The sequence below is a fragment of the Streptomyces tyrfis genome (assembly GCF_037034285.1).
In the GTDB taxonomy this organism is placed as follows: domain Bacteria; phylum Actinomycetota; class Actinomycetes; order Streptomycetales; family Streptomycetaceae; genus Streptomyces.
Genome location: NZ_JBAGJZ010000065.1, coordinates 1 through 13,655, shown reverse-complemented (window position 1 = coordinate 13,655; position 13,655 = coordinate 1). Strand labels below are relative to the sequence as shown.

Genomic DNA, 13,655 nt, shown 5'->3' with positions numbered 1-13,655 from the left:
CGCGGGCGACCGCGGCCGGGGCGTCCTGGGGCCCGGTCGCGATCACCGCGCCGCCGTTCCCTCCCCGGACGGTGGTGGCGACGGCGGGAAGGGGACGGCCGCGGCCGGGGCGGCCGGGGGCGAGACGGCGAGAGACGCCGCGGGCGGGGACGACGCGGCCGGAACCGGTGGCGCGGGGTCGTCCAGCGCCCGGGTGACCGTGCCCAGGGCCGCGTGGGCCTCCGCCATCACCCGTTCCACCAGCTCCGCGCAGCTGGGCAGGTCCTCGATCACCCCCGCCACCTGCCCCGACGCCATCACCCCCAGGTCGGTGCGGCCGTCCACCATGGACGCCTTCAGCAGCATCGGGGTGTTGGCGGCGAGCAGGATCTGGCTCCAGGACAGGTCCCGGCCGTGCCGCATCGCGAGGCCGTCCCGCACCATTTGGGACCAGCCGAGGCCGGAGATCCGCCGGAAGCCCGCCGCCCGGCGCACCGCCTGGGCCAGCGCCCGCACCCGGCCCGCGTGTTCCAGCGCGGCGACCATCTCCGTGCGCAGCATGCGGTGCGGCAGCCCGTCCACGGCCGTGGTGACCGTGACGTCCTTGACGCCCGCCGCCAGATAGCGGGCCTTCACCGCGTCCGGCACCGTCGAGTCCGACGTCAGCAGGAACCGGGTGCCCATCGCGATGCCCGCCGCCCCGTACGCCAGCGCCGCGACCAGGCCCCGCCCGTCGTGGAAACCGCCCGCCGCGATCACCGGGATGTCCACCGCGTCGACCACCTGCGGCAGCAGCACGGTCGTCGCCACCTCGCCGGTGTGCCCGCCGCCCTCGCCGCCCTGCACGACCACCGCGTCCGCGCCCCACGCCGCGACCTTCTCCGCATGGCGTCTGGCGCCCACCGACGGGATCACCACCACGCCCGCGTCCTTCAGCTCCGCGATGAGATCCCTCGACGGGGCCAGCGCGAAGGACGCCACCCGCACGCCCTCCTCGACGATGATCCGGACCCGCTCGCGCGCGTCCCCGGCGTCGGCGCGCAGATTCACCCCGAACGGCTCGTCCGTACGGGACTTGACCTCCCGCACCGCCGCGCGCAGCTGCCGCGCGGTCATCGTCGCGGAGGCCAGGACGCCGAGCGCCCCGGCGCGGGCGGTGGCGGAGACCAGCCGGGGGCCCGCCACCCACCCCATGCCGGTCTGGACGACGGGGTGACGGACGCCGACGAGGTCGGTGAGCGCGGTCCGCATCAGCCCCGCACCTCGCGGTTCCGGGCGCCCGCCGGGTCGATGACCTCGCGGATCAGGGACAGCTCCGCCGCGGTCGGCTCCCGGGTGACCGGGACCTCGCCGTCCGCGTCGGCGAGGTCGAAACCGGTGGCCGCGCGGACCTGCTCGACGGTGACGCCGGGATGCACCGAGACCAGGCGCATCGAATGGTTTGGGGTCGCGAAGTCGAGCACCGCGAGATCGGTGACGACCCGCCGGACGCGATGGTGGCGCAGCGCCGAGGGACCGGCCGCCGCGGCATTGTCGTAGCCGACCCCGCAGACCATGTCGACGCGCTCCACGAAGACCCTGGGGGAATGCCGGGGAACCCAGTAACTCACCGGGTTGTTCAGGGAGTTGACGGGAGCGCCGCGCACTCCGAGCAGCTGCCGGTCGGGGCGGCGCCAGTCGCCGATGCAGGAGATGTTCTGGTTGCCGAACCGGTCGAGCTGGCTCGCGCCCATCATCACATGACGCCTGCCGCCGGTGACCATGGCGAGGTGCTGACGGTACGGCAGCCAGCCCTCCGTCACCCCGTCCGGGCCGATGATCAGCGCCTCGCCGTCGGTCAGCAGCAGATCGGGGGCGAAGGTGAGCCGGGCCAGCCGGGCGCCGACGGACGGGACGGCGCCCATCGGGCTGGCCAGCACCTCGCCGTCCCCGCGCCAGGCGTCGGCGCAGGCGATCACGCAGTACTCGGCCCGGGTGGCCGGGGAGCCCGCGGCGACGGCGGCGGAGCGGTCCGCGGTGCGCTCCGCGGCGTGGTCTGTGGCGTGGTCTGTGGTGCGGTCCGTGGTCACTTCTGCTCCTCGTGCCAGGTCCGGACGGCCGACTGGTAGCCCTTCTCGTCGCCGCGCGCGGGCAGGAAGCGCTCGCGGAACCCGGTCCAGGCGGCGGGGTCGGCGGCGGCGGTGGCGTACGCCCGCTGGAACGCCTCGTCCCGGGGGTGGTCGGGGGCGCACGAGGTGAAGTGCGCGCCGTTCGGGGTCTCGACCACCCCGGTGACGTAGTGCCGTTTGACGATCAGGGTCTGCGGGGCCGCCTTCTCCGTCAGCTCCGCGGTGTCCACCAGGCGTTCGCAGGAGACGTACGCGCTGTCGGCGGCCTCGCAGAACAGGTCGTCGAAGTACGGGTCGGGGCCCAGGTACTGACTGTTGCCGAACCGGTCGGCGCGGTTCATGTGGACCAGCGCCGCGTCCATCCGCAGCGCGGGCATGGCGACGAACTCCTCGCCGTCGGCGTACGGCGAAGTCACCGTCCGCAGCCCGGGGTTGACCCGCATCACGTCCGAGCCGATGCCGGCCCGGACGGGGAGGAACGGCAGCCGGTTCGCGGCGGCGTGCAGCCCCCACATGAGCATGGCCTCGTCGAGCTCCGTCAGCTCGAACGCGCCGCGCTGGCGGGCCGCCCTGAAGTGCGGTTCGAGCGGGATCGAGTCGAGCGTGACGAACGCCGTGACCAGCCTGCGGATCTTCCCGGCGGCGGCGAGCAGACCGACGTCCGGGCCGCCGTACGCGACCACGGTCAGATCGGTGACGTCGGAGCGCAGCAGCTCCCGCACCAGCGCCATGGGTTTGCGGCGCGAACCCCAGCCGCCGATGCCCAGCGTCATCCCGCTGGAGAGCCGGGAGACGACCTCGCGCGCGGTCATGGTCTTGTCGGTCCTCGCGTCCGCCCCGGCCGGGGCGCCGGAGCCGGGCGGGCTGCCGGGCGGGGCGTCGGCCGCGGGCGGCGGGGCGACGGAACCGGTCGGGGCCCCGGCCCCGGTTCCGTCCGGCCCCCCGCTTCCGGCCGAGGTCGCGGTGTCGGTGTCGGTCACGGTCGTTCCTCCCTGCCGAAGGTGTCACGGACCCGGTCGGCGACCCCGCTGAGACCGGCCTCGAAGGTGAACCCCTGCTCGAAGCGGTAGCTGCGGTGGACGTCCACCGGGTCGATGCCGTTGATGGCCGCCTTGGCCAGCCGGATCAACCGTCCGTCCTTGCCCGCGATCTCGCCCGCCAGTCCGAGCGCCGCGTCGAGGAGCCGGGCGCGCGGGACGACCTCCCAGACCGAGCCGTGGGCGTGCAGCTGGGCGGCGGTGGCGGTGCGCGAGGTGTAGTACAGCGCGCGCATCAGGTGCTGCGGCACGAGCCGGGCGAGATGGGTCGCCGCGCCCAGCGCGCCCCGGTCCAGCTCGGGCAGGCCGAAGACGGCGTCGTCGCTGGCCACGATCGCGTCCGCGTTGCCGACGAGCCCGATGCCGCCGCCGAGACAGAAGCCGTGCACCGCGGCGACGACCGGGACCTCGCACGCGTAGACGGCCGAGAACGCCTCGTAGCAGCCGCGGTTGGCGCCGATCAGGGCGTCGTGCCCGGGGTCGCGCTGTATCTCCTTGATGTCGACACCCGCGTTGAACCCGCGCCCCCGGGCGGCCAGCACGACACAGCGGGCCTCGGGATCGCGGCCCGCCGCGCGCAGGGCGTCGGCGAGCTCGTGCCAGCCCCGCACGGGCAGCGCGTTGACGGGCGGGTGGTCGACCGTGACGAGACGAACGCCCTCGGCCGGGCTTGTGGTGGAGACACCCATGAGCGAATCAGCTACCTTTCCACCAAACATTTGTTAGGTGTGGAAGGTAGCAGTCTGCCCCCGCATCGCCAACAGGGAGAGGCGTGATGACCGCGAGCGGTGAAGCGAGCAGGGAAGGAAGCGGTGCGGCGCGGCGCGAGGAGGGCGGCGGCGGGCTGTGCGCCGGGCGGGTGGTGGTCGTGACCGGCGCCGGGCGCGGCCTCGGCCGGGCCCATGCACTGGCCTTCGCCGCCGAAGGCGCGAGAGTGGTGGTCAACGATCTCGGGGTCGCCGCCGACGGGGCCGGAGGATCGGGCGGTCCGGCCCGGCGGGTGGCCGACGAGATCGCGGCGGCGGGCGGCGAGGCCGTCGCCCACACCGGCGACATCGCCACCGAGGAGGGGGCCGCGTCGCTGGTCGCCACCGCGCTGGAGACCTTCGGGCGGCTGGACACCCTGGTCAACAACGCCGGGTTCCTGCGCGACCGGATGCTGGTGAACCTGGCCGAGGACGAGTGGGACGCGGTGATGCGGGTCCACCTCAAGGGCCACTTCCTGCCGCTCCGCCGGGCGGCGGCCCACTGGCGCACGGAGGCGAAGGCGGGCCGCGCTCCGGTCGCCCGGGTGATCAACACCAGTTCGGGCGCGGGGCTGCTGGGCAGCGTGGGGCAGGGCAACTACTCGGCCGCGAAGGCGGGCGTCCTCGGCCTGACCCTGGTCGCCGCCGCCGAGCTGGGACGGTACGGGGTCCAGGTCAACGCCATCGCCCCGGCGGCCCGGACCCGGATGACCGAGCGGACGTTCGCCGAGACGATGGCGGCGCCGGGGGAGGGGAGGTTCGACGCGATGGCCCCGGAGAACGTGTCCCCGCTGGTGGTGTGGCTGGGCTCGGCCGCGAGCGAGGGGGTGACCGGGCGGGTCTTCGAGGCCGAGGGCGGGCGCATCACGGTCATGGAGGGCTGGCGGCCCGGCCCCACCGCGGACCGGGGCGCCCGGTGGTCACCGGCCGAGGCGGGCGAGACGGCCCGCGCACTGCTCGCCCGGGCGGAGCCGGGACGCCCGGTGTACGGCGCGGAATGACGGGCGGCGACGGCCCTGCTCCCCGCCGCCCCTCCCGGCCGCCCGGCCCTCCCGGCCGTCGTGCCGCCGGCCCGGCCGTCGTGCCGCCGGCCCGGCCGCCGCCATGCCCGTGCCTTCGGCCGGGGCCCGCGCCGCGGCCGCCGTGCCTTCGGCCGCCCGGATCTCAGGTGTCGCAGTCCAGAACCGTCCGGCACAGCCCGCACCGGGCCCGCATCGGGCCGCGCACCGGGACCCGTACGCGCTGGTGGCAGACGGGGCAGGCGAAGGAGACCCGCAGCCCCTGCGGGCCGTTCTCGAAGGCGTACGGGGCGACGGGGTCCGGGCCGCCCGGGGCGGCGGACGTGCCGGGCAGCGCCCGGGCGGCCCGCCGGTCCGCGGCGTAGCGGTGCCGGGCCGCCCAGCCGGCGGCGGCGAGGGGCGGCCGCCGGGCGTCGCGCCCGGCTCGCGCCCGGCCCTTCGTGTAAGCCGTGTACGCCTGGGGGCTGGTGAACCACGGGGAGGGGTCCTCGCCGAAGACGGACGCCCGCTGGGCGAGGACGTACCCGAACTCCTCCGGGGTGAGATAGCCCAGCTTCTGCCGGGACACGGCGTCCTCCCGGAAGGCGTCCAGCAGCAGCCAGCCGGCGCCCAGATAGGTCGTCACGGTGTCGGTGAGGATCTCGTTGTCCCGGGTGCCGGGGAACTCCAGGCCGAGACGGTGCAGCAGCACATGCGTGATCTCGTGCGCGAGCGCGGCGCCGACGTCCCTGCGATGGGTGCGGAAGCGGTCGTTGAGCTCGATGAAGTACTCGGGGCCCGCGGTGAGTTCGACGGCGGCGGCGTGTTCCATCGGACGGAAGGAGACGACCATCCGGGCGTCCGGCAGCCGCAGATGCCGGACCACGGCCCGGGCCACCCGCTGGGCGCCGAGGTGCAGATCGTCGTCGTCTGAGAAGGCGACCTCGGCCGGGGCGAGGCTCATGGCGTACCTGCTGACCCCGTCGTACGACATCCTCCGGTACAGCGCCGTGATCGCGGACCGGACGGTGTCGAGATGCGGGAAGCCATGGACGACGGGACCGCCCCCGCCCCGGACATGGGCGACCGGATCGCCGTCGCCCCGCATACGGGCGACCGGGCCGCCACCTCCGCCGTCGTCGCCGCCCCGGCCGGGTCCGCCGGTGCCCTCACGGCCGCCGTGCGCCACGTGCCCACCCCCGTCCGCGACGTCCGACCGGCCTCCACTGTAGCCGTGAGTCCGTCGCTGATCTTGGCCGAAAACGAAACCTTGTGGAGGTCGTGATCGCTTCCCGATAATCCCAACCATGTCTTTGTCGGGAGCATGACCATCGGGTGGGTTCCATCCACGGCAGGTCTCCGGACGGGGACGGGTGCACCCCGCGAGAACCCGGGCGGTCCCCACCAGACCCCCCACGAGGACCGCCCACCGGTCCTCGCCGCCCCTTTCACCGACCCTCACCCCACAACCCCCCACCCCAACCCCCCACGAAAGAAGGCAGTGCCTTGAAGCAGCTTCTGCGCGCCGCGAAGAGATGTGCCGTCATGGCCGCCGCGATCCTCGCGGCCGTCAGCCTCCAGCCCGCCGGAGCCTTCGCGGCTCCCGCGCCCGTCGTCGGCGGAACCCGCGCCGCCCAGGGCGAGTTCCCGTTCATCGTCCGGCTGTCGATGGGCTGCGGCGGCGCCCTCTACGCCAAGGACATCGTGCTCACCGCCGCGCACTGCGTCGACGGCTCGGGCAACAACACCTCCATCACCGCCACCGCGGGCGTCGTCGACCTCCAGTCCTCCAGCGCCGTCAAGGTCAAGTCCACCAAGGTCCTCCAGGCCCCCGGCTACAACGGCATGGGCAAGGACTGGGCACTGATCAAGCTGGCCAAGCCGATCGACCTGCCCACCCTCAAGATCGCCACCACCACCGCGTACAACAACGGCACCTTCACCATCGCCGGCTGGGGCGCCGCGACCGAGGGCGGGGCCCAGCAGCGCTACCTGCTCAAGGCCACCGTGCCGTTCGTCTCCGACGCCGAGTGCCAGGCCGCGTACGGCGGCGACCTCGTCCCGGGCGACGAGATCTGCGCCGGCCTGATCGACACCGGCGGCGTGGACACCTGCCAGGGCGACTCCGGCGGCCCCATGTTCCGCAAGGACGACTCCGGGGCCTGGATCCAGGTCGGCATCGTCAGCTGGGGCCAGGGCTGCGCCAGGCCCGGCTACCCCGGCGTGTACAGCGAGGTATCGACCTTCGCGGCCAACATCGCCTCGGCGGCCGCCACGCTCTGACTCGGGACCGGAACGAAGCTCGGAACCCGAAGCCCGGAACGAAGCTCGGAACCCGAAGCTCGGACCCGGAGCCCGAAGTGTGAAGTGCGAAGCTCGGGTTACGGAACCCGGGGCCCGACACGGAAAGCCCGAAACCCGGGGCCCGAGGCCCGAACCTCGGGCCCCGGGAAACGCGCGGCCCGGGGTTCACGCCCCGGGCCGCGCACCCCGGCTCACGCCCGGTCGGTCCCGGCCCCGCCCGTCGCCCGCACGGGCAGCCCCGGGCCCAGTTCCACATACGGCGCGCCCGCGTCCTCCAGCTCCAGCACCCACACCTCGTTGGCGCCCTCCCGCAGCACCGGCCCCGGCACATACAGCGTCCGCTGCGCGCCCACCGACCAGTACCGCCCCAGGCAGAACCCGTTCACCCAGACGAACCCCCGCGTCCAGCCCGGCAGTTCGAGCCCCGCGTGCCCGGCCCCCGCCGCGTCCGCGACCTCGAACGTCCCCCGGAACAGGCCGGTACGACCCGCCTCCCCGGCCTCCCCGGCGTCCGCCGCGCTCCGGAACGCCACCCCGGCCGTCGCGTCCGGCTCCTCGAACGCCTCCAGCCGCAGCGCCCGCGCCCGCACCCCGTGCAGATACTGCCGCTCGTGCAGCACCCCGCCCGTGATCCCCTTGGACTCGCCCAGCCGCGGCCCGTAGTTCACCCGGCCCAGCGACTCCACCCACAGCTCGACCTCGGCGGGCCCGGCCACCGGCTCGTCCAGGGCGCCGTCCTCCTCGCTCAGCACGCCCGCCCGGACCCCGTCCACGTACACCACGGCCCGGTCCCGCAGCCCCGAGACCCCCAGGTCGTACGGCCGGCGCGGACCCGGGACAGCCACCCGGTACCGCACCACACCCCGGTCGACCCCGAGCTCCTCGAACGTCGGCGGCACCCCCGAAGGCCCCGCCTCCTCGTCGCCCAGCGCCTCCAGCACGGCGGCGAGCGGCGCCCAGTCCGCCAGCTCCGCCCGCACCGGGACGGACAGCGGCACCGGCTCCGGCGGCAGCTCCGGAAGCGGCCCGTCCGCGTACTCCGCGAGCACCTCCCGGAACCGCCAGAACTTCTCCGTGGCACGCCCGTACTCGTCGACCGGCGCGTCGTAGTCGTACGACGTCACCGTCGGCAGGAAGTCCCGGTCCTGGTACGGACCCGACCGGTTCGCCCCCGCCCACCCGGCGAAGTTCGTCCCCCCGTGCGCCATGTAGACGTTCACCGACGCCCCGCACTCCAGGATCTCCCGCAGCGCCCCGGCCGACTCCGCAGGATCGCGCACCACCGCCTCGGCGCCCCAGTGGTCGAACCACCCGCACCAGAACTCCATGCACATCAGCGGCCCCCTCGGCTGATGCCGGCGCAGCACCTCGAACGCCTCCCGCGCCCCCGACCCGAAGTTCGCCGTCGCGAGCAGCCCCGGCACCGAACCGCCGGTCAGCATGTGGTCCTCCGGCCCGTCCGACGTGAACAGCGGCACCGTCACCCCGTGGTCCCGCAGCATCCCGGCCACCCGCCGCAGATACACCTGGTCCGTGCCGTAGCTCCCGTACTCGTTCTCCGCCTGCACCATGATCACCGGGCCGCCGCGGCCGATCTGCCGCTCCACCACCTGCGGCAGCAGCGCCGAGAACCACCGCTCCACGGCGGCCAGGTACTCCTCGTCACGGGTCCGCGCCCGCCGCCCGAACCGACCGGTCACCCAGACCGGCAGCCCCCCGTTCTCCCACTCCGCGCAGATGTACGGGCCCGGGCGGACGATCGCCCACAGCCCGGCCCGCCGCGCCGCGTCCAGGAACCGGCCCAGCGCCCCCACGTCCCGCAGCCGGCCCGGCCGGGGCTCGTGCAGATTCCACGGAACGTACGTCTCGACGCAGTTCAGCCCCATGGCGCGCAGCATCGCCAGCCGGTGGTCCCACTGCGCCTCATGGACCCGGAAATAGTGCAGGGCGCCCGACAGCAGCCGCACGGGCTTCCCGTCGAGCCGGAAGCAGTCGTCCCCCACGGTGAAGTCAGCCATGGCGCTCGTAACTCTCCTGTGCGTGCGGCTCCCGGCGCGGCACGCTCCCCGTCGCACCGGGAAGCGGGCGAACCCGGGAGGAATGTCGTACCCCCAGCCTCGCCCCCTGGCACGCACCCGGTCCATGGACAAAGATCACTGCTGTCTTGGACACAATTGTTCGGAAGCGTCCGACCGGCGCGACCGAGGGCCGTCCCGCCGGGGACGACGCGGCGGCCCGCAGGGGGGAAGGAAAGGAAGGCCGATGTACCACACCTGGATGCGTTTCTTCACCCCCAGCCCGCTCCACCACCGGCTGGGGCTCGTCTGCCTGGGCGTGGGGCTCCAGCACGGCGCCCTGCCGACCGTCGGCCCCCGCACCCTCGACCACCACGTGGCCGTCGTGATCAACTCCGGCAGCGGCTGGTTCGGCGCCCCCGACGGCCGCCGCATACCCGTCGTCGCCCCCAGCCTGATCTGGCTGACCCCCGGCACCCCGCACCACTACGGCGCCGACCCCGGCACCGGCTGGGACGAGAGCTTCGTCGACTTCACCGGCCCCGCCACCGCCACCTACACCGAGCTCGGCTACATCGAACCGGCCCGCCCGCTCGTCCCGCTCGCCGACACGGCCGGCCCTCGCGCCGCCGTGGGCCGGATGGTCCGGGCCGCACGCCTCGGCAACCCGCTGCTGGAGGTGGAGACCGGCGCCGCCGTCCACGAGCTCCTCGTCGCCCTGCGCCGGGCCCGCGCGGACGTCGGCCCCGACGGCGACCCCGTCCTCCAGGCCCTCGCCCGCGACGCCTTCCAGCCGCTGTCCGTCGCCGAGCACGCGGCCCGGCACGGCATGACGCCCGCCGAACTCCGCACGGCGGTACGGCGCGGCGCGGGCTGCAGCCCCAAGGACTACCTCCTCGGCATCCGGCTCGGCCGCGCCAAGGAACTCCTCGTCGCCACGGACCTGCCGGTCGCCGCCGTCGCCCGGCGCGTGGGCTACGACGACCCGGCGTACTTCTCCCGGCTCTTCGCCCGCCGGGTCGGCACCGCCCCGGTCCGGTTCCGCGAACAGCAGGGCCGCAACGTGCCGGGCGGCTGGAGCGACCAGGTGCCCGACCCGGCCCACCCGCCGACCATCCCCCCGCTCGGCCCGGCCCTGTGACCCGTCCGGCACGTGGGACGGCCCCGGGACGGTCCGGGCGTCCGGGCACCGCGACGCCGTACCGCCCACGCCCGTCCGGCTAAGCTCGCTGCCCATGACCACCAAGGACATCGACGCGTCCGTGAGCGCGGAACTGAACCGGCTGCGCGAGAGCATCGACAACATCGACGCCGCCGTCGTCCACATGCTCGCCGAACGCTTCAAGTGCACCCAGCAGGTCGGCCACCTCAAGGCCGCCCACCACCTGCCCCCGGCCGACCCGGCCCGCGAGAGCCGGCAGATCGCCCGGCTGAGGCAACTGGCGGAGAGCGCCCACCTCGACCCGGCCTTCGCGGAGAAGCTGCTGAACTTCATCGTCGCGGAGGTCATCCGCCACCACGAACGGATCGCGGAGGAGTCGGCGACCGGCCCCGAGCAGCCGCCGACCGGCCAGAACGCCTGACCCGCGGCCGCCGGCCGCCGGCCCCCGTACCCCCCTGGACACCCCCGAGCACCGCCGAACACTCCCGTACACCCCGGACGCCCGAACCCCGGACGTCCCCCGCACCCGGGCCGGACCCGTCAAGGACGACGAGGCCCCACCCCGCCCGCCGCGCCTGCCCCACCCGGCACCTCCGCGACATCCACGGCGCCCGGCACACCCGCCGCGCCCGCCGTACCCATACCTGCCGCACCCGCCGCACCCGCCGCGCCCGGCACAGCCGCCGTGCCCGGCGCACCGGCCGGGCCCAGCGCGTCCACCGCGTCCACCGCGAGCTCCCACGGGTATCCGCCCGGCCGCCGCTCGCCCGGCCGGTTCGGCACGAAACCACCGTTCCCGAACAGCACGTCCACCCCGGCGGAACGCAACGTCCCCACCGACCGTAGGAACTGCGGATGCGCCACGAAGGCCGTGTTGACGCACGGCATGGTCACCGTCGGGATCCCCTTGCCGATCCCCTCCGCGACGACCCCCACCACGAACGACGAAGTCAGGCCCAGCGCCCAGTGGTTGAGTGTGTTGAACGAGGCCGGCGCCAACAGGATCGCGTCGGCCCTGGGCCAGACGTCGGGCTCGCCCGGCCGCTTGTACTCCGAACGCACCGGATGCCCGGTCGCCTGCTCCAACTCCGGTAACTCCTCCCGCAGCCACCGCGCCGCGGTCGGCGTCAACCCGAGGCACACATCCCACCCCCGGTTCCGCAACATGCCGATCACACGGGAGACATCGAGGACCGGGGGAGCGGCGGAACCGAAAAAGTACAGCGTTCTGGCGGTCATGGGCGCCATCCCACACCGAGGACCGGGCCGTACGCAACCGCCCAACCTCCCCCGATACGGGTGGATTCGGGGCGATAGCCATCTGCGGAACGATCTCCCGCGTATACCGTCCTCGATAACCCCACGAGCGAGGAACGGAGGCCAGTATGTGCAGCCCGCATGACGATGCCGTAGGAGTCCGCATCAGGGAGCAACGACGGCTGGCCCACCTGACACAGCGGCAGCTGGCCGACCGGATCCCGTACTCCTACAGCCTGCTCAACCAGGTCGAATGCGGAGCGAAGCCGGCCGGCGCCGACTTCGTCGCGGCGGTCGCCCGCGCACTGCGCGTCGACGTCACGACCCTCACCGGACAGCCGCCCCACACCACCGAACCACAACGCGGCCGCCTCGCCGCCCTCGTCCGCCCCATCCGCGAGGCACTCGACGTCTACGACCTCGGCGCCGACGAGACACTGCCCCGCGTACCCGCCCGCGCACTCCACGCCGCCGCCGACCGGCTGTGCGCCGACGTCCGGGCCACCCGGCTGCGCGACGCCGCCCGCCGCCTCCCCGGCACCATCGCCCAGCTCACCACCGAGGTATGGCGGGCCCCGACGACCCGGCTCTGGCAGGCCCTCGCCTCCACCTACCGCACCGCCCACGACATCGCCGTCAAACTCGGCTACTACGACCTCAGCTCCGTCGCCCTCGACCGCATGGACTGGGCCGCCCAGCGCGCCTCCGACCCCTGCCTGGCCGCGATCCGCCAGTACATGCGCGCACTCGCCTACTTCCGGGAGGGCGAGTACGCCATCGGACAGCGCCTCGTCCGCTCCGGCCACAGCATGACCGCCGCCATCGAGCCCACCACCGAGACCATCACCGTCACCGGCCAACTCCACCTCGGCGCCTCCGTGATCGCCGCCCGCGCCGGCCGCGGCACCGCCGTCGAGGAACACCTGGCGGAAGCCGAACGCTGCGCCGGACTCGTCGGGGACGTCCCCGAGATCCACTGGCTGTCCTTCGGCCCGACCAACGTGGCCCTGCACCGCATGTCCGCCGCCATCGAGATGCACGAGTACGACGAGGCCCTCGTCCAGGCCCGCCACATCACCCTGCCCCCCGCACTCGCCACCTCCCGGCGCGCCCACTTCCTGATCGACCGGGCCCGCTGCGAGATGGAGACCGGCCGGACCGAGGCCGCCCTCGCGAGCATCGCCGCCGCCCGCCGCGCCGCCCCCGAGCAGACCCGCTACCACCCCGGCGCCAGGGAGACCGTCAAGGGCCTGGTGCACACCTCGCGCCGCACCCCCGAGACCCTGGGACACCTGGCCGCCTGGATCGGCCTGTGACCCCTCCGGCCCCGCCGGCGCGCCCGGCCCCGGCGGCCCGGACCGGCGACCCGGTCCCGGGGACCGGCCCGGCGAGCTCCGGCCGCGGTGACCCGCCCCCGGCGGCCCGGCGCGCACCGGCCGCGCTCACGGATGTGTGAGCGTTGTGCCCGCCCCCGTCCGGGACCCTGGTTCCTCACCACCCGACCACGGCGAACGAGGGCCATCATGACCGAGACCACGGAGACCACGGAGAGCCTCCCCGTCCCGGCACAGCCGGAACGCTGCTGCCACGACGGAAAAGTGACCACCCACCCCATCAAGGTCGACGAGGTGTACGCCGCGTCCGGCGTCGGAACCAAGGTGTACGCCTGCCCCGGCCACGCCCCCCTCTACGACGACCGACGGACCGCCACCGCACCCGACGAGGAACGGGCCGGATGAACACGATGCCCCGGTACGCGGAATGGATCATCGGCGCGGACCGCGGCGAGGACGCGCCCCCACCCGTCCGGCACCTGGAATGCACCACCTGCCGGGAACGCTCCGAAGCCTGCACCTCACAACTCGGCCCGGACTCCTGGGCCCTGCGCCACGCCGCCCGCAGCGGACACCGAGGATTCCGCGAGACCGTCACCGCGCTCCTCCGCGTCGCCCCCGCCCCCGGAAGCCCACCGGACCAGCAGGACGGGGCATGACCGGGCCGGTCCGGCCGCGACCCCCCACCCCTACGGGGACGTTGCCGTCCGCTTCG

13 protein-coding genes and 1 pseudogene are annotated in these 13,655 nt (G+C 74.4%); 7 read left to right on the top strand and 7 right to left on the bottom strand.

What is annotated here, in order from left to right; genetic code table 11:
- Nucleotides 1-42: 42 nt before the first annotated feature.
- From WA762_RS32485 to WA762_RS32470, 4 genes are all read right to left on the bottom strand, one after another.
- A complete protein-coding gene (locus tag WA762_RS32485; RefSeq protein WP_335940873.1) occupies nucleotides 43-1,230 on the bottom strand; it encodes an NAD(P)H-dependent flavin oxidoreductase in 1,188 nt (395 codons plus the stop codon).
- Nucleotides 1,230-1,937, bottom strand: coding sequence for a CoA-transferase subunit beta (locus tag WA762_RS32480; RefSeq protein WP_335940906.1), 708 nt, complete (start codon nucleotides 1,935-1,937; stop codon nucleotides 1,230-1,232). Before WA762_RS32480 ends, WA762_RS32485 begins: the two co-directional genes overlap by 1 nt.
- A 107-nt stretch (nucleotides 1,938-2,044) precedes the next feature.
- A complete protein-coding gene (locus tag WA762_RS32475; RefSeq protein WP_335940904.1) occupies nucleotides 2,045-2,899 on the bottom strand; it encodes a CoA transferase subunit A in 855 nt (284 codons plus the stop codon).
- Nucleotides 2,900-3,063: 164 nt separating this feature from the next.
- Nucleotides 3,064-3,813, bottom strand: coding sequence for an enoyl-CoA hydratase family protein (locus tag WA762_RS32470; protein WP_335940871.1), 750 nt, complete (start codon nucleotides 3,811-3,813; stop codon nucleotides 3,064-3,066).
- Nucleotides 3,814-3,899: 86 nt separating this feature from the next.
- Between WA762_RS32470 and WA762_RS32465 the strand changes: the two genes are divergently transcribed.
- Entirely contained in the window at nucleotides 3,900-4,871 is a 972-nt protein-coding gene (locus WA762_RS32465) for an SDR family oxidoreductase (RefSeq protein WP_335940869.1), read from the top strand.
- Nucleotides 4,872-5,034: 163 nt separating this feature from the next.
- On the opposite strand, the gene WA762_RS32460 is transcribed toward WA762_RS32465, so the two are convergent.
- Nucleotides 5,035-5,976: a hypothetical protein gene (locus tag WA762_RS32460; RefSeq protein ID WP_335940902.1), complete on the bottom strand. Its 942-nt coding sequence runs from the start codon at nucleotides 5,974-5,976 to the stop codon at nucleotides 5,035-5,037.
- A gap of 398 nt (nucleotides 5,977-6,374) precedes the next feature.
- Between WA762_RS32460 and WA762_RS32455 the strand changes: the two genes are divergently transcribed.
- Nucleotides 6,375-7,151, top strand: coding sequence for a S1 family peptidase (locus WA762_RS32455; protein ID WP_335940867.1), 777 nt, complete (start codon nucleotides 6,375-6,377; stop codon nucleotides 7,149-7,151).
- A 212-nt stretch (nucleotides 7,152-7,363) separates the two neighbouring features.
- Here WA762_RS32455 and WA762_RS32450 read toward each other — a convergent pair whose 3' ends face one another.
- Entirely contained in the window at nucleotides 7,364-9,190 is a 1,827-nt protein-coding gene (locus WA762_RS32450; RefSeq protein ID WP_335940865.1) for a glycoside hydrolase family 35 protein, read from the bottom strand.
- A gap of 244 nt (nucleotides 9,191-9,434) precedes the next feature.
- Here WA762_RS32450 and WA762_RS32445 point away from each other — a divergent pair, with 244 nt between their 5' ends.
- Together WA762_RS32445 and WA762_RS32440 are read left to right on the top strand one after the other, a co-directional pair.
- Entirely contained in the window at nucleotides 9,435-10,328 is an 894-nt protein-coding gene (locus WA762_RS32445) for a helix-turn-helix domain-containing protein (protein ID WP_335940864.1), read from the top strand.
- A gap of 94 nt (nucleotides 10,329-10,422) precedes the next feature.
- The gene (locus WA762_RS32440; RefSeq protein WP_335940862.1) at nucleotides 10,423-10,770 is read left to right on the top strand and encodes a chorismate mutase; all 348 of its coding nucleotides are present in this window, start codon (nucleotides 10,423-10,425) and stop codon (nucleotides 10,768-10,770) included.
- A gap of 290 nt (nucleotides 10,771-11,060) precedes the next feature.
- Here WA762_RS32440 and WA762_RS32435 read toward each other — a convergent pair.
- A pseudogene (locus WA762_RS32435) lies at nucleotides 11,061-11,588 on the bottom strand (flavoprotein); the annotation flags it as partial.
- Between the two features lie 146 nt (nucleotides 11,589-11,734).
- Between WA762_RS32435 and WA762_RS32430 the strand changes: the two are divergent.
- The 3 genes from WA762_RS32430 (at nucleotide 11,735) to WA762_RS32420 (ending at nucleotide 13,599) form a co-directional block, all read left to right on the top strand.
- Nucleotides 11,735-12,922: a helix-turn-helix domain-containing protein gene (locus WA762_RS32430; RefSeq protein ID WP_335940861.1), complete on the top strand. Its 1,188-nt coding sequence runs from the start codon at nucleotides 11,735-11,737 to the stop codon at nucleotides 12,920-12,922.
- A gap of 207 nt (nucleotides 12,923-13,129) precedes the next feature.
- Nucleotides 13,130-13,345 carry a hypothetical protein gene (locus WA762_RS32425; protein ID WP_335940859.1) on the top strand — a complete coding sequence of 72 codons (216 nt, stop codon included), beginning with the start codon at nucleotides 13,130-13,132 and terminating at the stop codon, nucleotides 13,343-13,345.
- Nucleotides 13,342-13,599: a DUF7848 domain-containing protein gene (locus WA762_RS32420; RefSeq protein WP_335940858.1), complete on the top strand. Its 258-nt coding sequence runs from the start codon at nucleotides 13,342-13,344 to the stop codon at nucleotides 13,597-13,599. Before WA762_RS32425 ends, WA762_RS32420 begins: the two co-directional genes overlap by 4 nt.
- Nucleotides 13,600-13,655: the final 56 nt, after the last annotated feature.

Coding starts and splice junctions, on each gene's coding strand:
- WA762_RS32450 (WP_335940865.1), bottom strand. CDS start 9,190: ATGGCTGACTTCACCGTGGGGGACGACTGCTTCCGGCTCGACGGGAAG.
- WA762_RS32470 (WP_335940871.1), bottom strand. CDS start 3,813: ATGGGTGTCTCCACCACAAGCCCGGCCGAGGGCGTTCGTCTCGTCACG.
- WA762_RS32475 (WP_335940904.1), bottom strand. CDS start 2,899: ATGACCGCGCGCGAGGTCGTCTCCCGGCTCTCCAGCGGGATGACGCTG.
- WA762_RS32430 (WP_335940861.1), top strand. CDS start 11,735: ATGTGCAGCCCGCATGACGATGCCGTAGGAGTCCGCATCAGGGAGCAA.
- WA762_RS32465 (WP_335940869.1), top strand. CDS start 3,900: ATGACCGCGAGCGGTGAAGCGAGCAGGGAAGGAAGCGGTGCGGCGCGG.
- WA762_RS32425 (WP_335940859.1), top strand. CDS start 13,130: ATGACCGAGACCACGGAGACCACGGAGAGCCTCCCCGTCCCGGCACAG.
- WA762_RS32460 (WP_335940902.1), bottom strand. CDS start 5,976: ATGCGGGGCGACGGCGATCCGGTCGCCCATGTCCGGGGCGGGGGCGGT.
- WA762_RS32485 (WP_335940873.1), bottom strand. CDS start 1,230: ATGCGGACCGCGCTCACCGACCTCGTCGGCGTCCGTCACCCCGTCGTC.
- WA762_RS32420 (WP_335940858.1), top strand. CDS start 13,342: ATGAACACGATGCCCCGGTACGCGGAATGGATCATCGGCGCGGACCGC.
- WA762_RS32440 (WP_335940862.1), top strand. CDS start 10,423: ATGACCACCAAGGACATCGACGCGTCCGTGAGCGCGGAACTGAACCGG.
- WA762_RS32445 (WP_335940864.1), top strand. CDS start 9,435: ATGTACCACACCTGGATGCGTTTCTTCACCCCCAGCCCGCTCCACCAC.